At 71.3% G+C, this 1,774-nt stretch carries 2 protein-coding genes and 2 pseudogenes; 3 read left to right on the top strand and 1 reads right to left on the bottom strand.

Features of this window, described 5'->3' with window-relative positions; all coding sequences use genetic code 11:
- From D8M29_RS14275 to D8M29_RS11865, 3 genes and pseudogenes are all read left to right on the top strand, one after another.
- Nucleotides 1-133, top strand: a pseudogene (locus D8M29_RS14275) (DUF6421 family protein); the annotation flags it as partial.
- A 22-nt stretch (nt 134-155) separates the two neighbouring features.
- Entirely contained in the window at nt 156-824 is a 669-nt protein-coding gene (locus D8M29_RS11870) for a 2-oxo acid dehydrogenase subunit E2 (protein WP_370450175.1), read from the top strand.
- Nucleotides 825-842: 18 nt separating this feature from the next.
- Complete coding sequence (locus tag D8M29_RS11865) at nt 843-1,187, top strand: hypothetical protein (RefSeq protein ID WP_010078527.1); 345 nt, start codon at nt 843-845, stop codon at nt 1,185-1,187.
- A 116-nt stretch (nt 1,188-1,303) separates the two neighbouring features.
- Here the strand turns inward: D8M29_RS11865 and D8M29_RS13670 are convergent.
- A pseudogene (locus tag D8M29_RS13670) lies at nt 1,304-1,774 on the bottom strand (protein kinase); the annotation flags it as partial.

Genomic DNA, 1,774 nt, shown 5'->3' with positions numbered 1-1,774 from the left:
CCTGCGCCTGATCGACTTCACCCCCGGCTACGACACGAACTCGGCCGTCCTCTTCCCCGAGACCGTGGCCATGCGCGAGATCCCCACCTTCACGTGGGGCGCCATCTTCCAGGACCGCGAGGCCGCCGCGCATCCGCCAGGTCATCGCCCAGCGCATGCGCGAGTCCCTCGACCTGTCCACCCAGCTCACCCAGGTGCACGAGGTGGACGTCACCCGCATCGTGCAGCTGCGCAAGAAGGCCAAGGCCTCCTTCCAGCAGCAGGCCGGCGTGAACCTGACGTACCTGCCGTTCATCACCAAGGCGGTCGCCGAGGCCCTCAAGCAGCACCCCAAGCTGAACGCGTCGTTCTCCGAGGACAACAAGGAGATCACCTACCACGCGTCCGAGGACATCGCGATCGCCGTGGACACGGAGAAGGGGCTGCTGGTGCCCGTCATCAAGGACGCCGGCTCCCTGAACCTGACGGGCCTCGCCCAGAAGATCGCCGACGTGGCCGAGCGCACCCGCACGAACAAGATCTCGCCGGACGAGCTCTCGGGCGGCACGTTCTCGATCACGAACATCGGCTCCGTGGGCGCGCTGTTCGACACGCCGATCATCAACCAGCCGCAGGTCGCGATCCTGGGCACCGGTGCGATCGTGAAGCGCCCCATGGTGGTGACCGACGCGGACGGCAACGACTCGATCGCCATCCGCCACATGATGTACCTGTCCCTGACCTACGACCACCGCCTGGTGGACGGGGCCGACGCGGGCCGCTTCCTGACGACGCTGCGTCAGCGTCTCGAGGGCGGCGAGTTCGCCAACGAGCTGGGTCTCTGACGGAAAGGGAGAAGGACTGTGGATATCCTGCACAGCATCCTGGTGGCCGTGCACATCGTGTCCGCCGCAGCGATCGTGGGCGGTTGGTTCGCGCACTTCCGCAACCCGACCGTCACCACCTCGCAGTGGTGGGGCTCCGTGGGCATGATCGTCTCCGGCGTGGTGCTTTTCGGCCTCGCCATGAGCGGGGAGCCGAACCACATGAAGCTGGGCGTCAAGTTCCTGATCGGCGTCATCGTCTTCGTGGCCGCCCTGATCGGCCGCCGCAAGTCCAACCGCGGGGAGGTCGTGCCCACGGGCCTGGCCCACGCGGTGGGCGGTCTGGGCCTGGTGAACATCCTGGTCGCCGTCCTCTGGCAGTGATCAGCCCAGGCGGCTGACGCCGCACCACGCCGCGGGCCCCGGGGAGCTTCTCCCCGGGGCCCGCGGCGTCCCCCCGTCTGGACCGCCGGCCTCCGGCGCTGGATCCGGGCCCGGGGTCAGCGCGGATCGACGGTCTCGACCCGCCACGTCCGACCCGCCGCGCCGCCGTCCCGCCCCTCGGGGCCCTCTCCGTGGCCGCTGCGCAGGACCAGCACGACCTCCTCGGCCGTCGCCTCCCGATGCGCCGCCACGCGTCCCGCGCGGTCCAGCACGGTGTGGGCCGACGTCCGGAGCACGGCGTCGACACGCAGCGCGTCGTCCCCGGCCCGCCGGGCGGGTCCGGCCTGCTCCACCGTCACCTCGAGGCCGGAGAAGGCGAACCCCTCGTCCGTCAGCCGGCGCAGCAGATCCCGGTCGTTCTCCCACGCCGGTCCCCCGGGCACGGCGTAGGCGTCCAGTCGCGCAGGCTCCGGGTCGATGAGCGCGGCAGTCCGGGCGTGGCCGACCGCGGCCAGCGCCTCGCCCACGTCGACGGCGTCCTCCCCGGCGGCGTCCTCCCCGGGGGCACCCGCGTCCGGCACCCTCGC

It is taken from the genome of Micrococcus sp. HSID17227 (assembly GCF_003989405.1).
GTDB classification, from domain to species: Bacteria; Actinomycetota; Actinomycetes; order Actinomycetales; family Micrococcaceae; genus Micrococcus; species Micrococcus luteus.
Note: the sequence above shows the minus strand (reverse complement) of the source record. Positions and strands in the feature narration are given on the sequence as shown.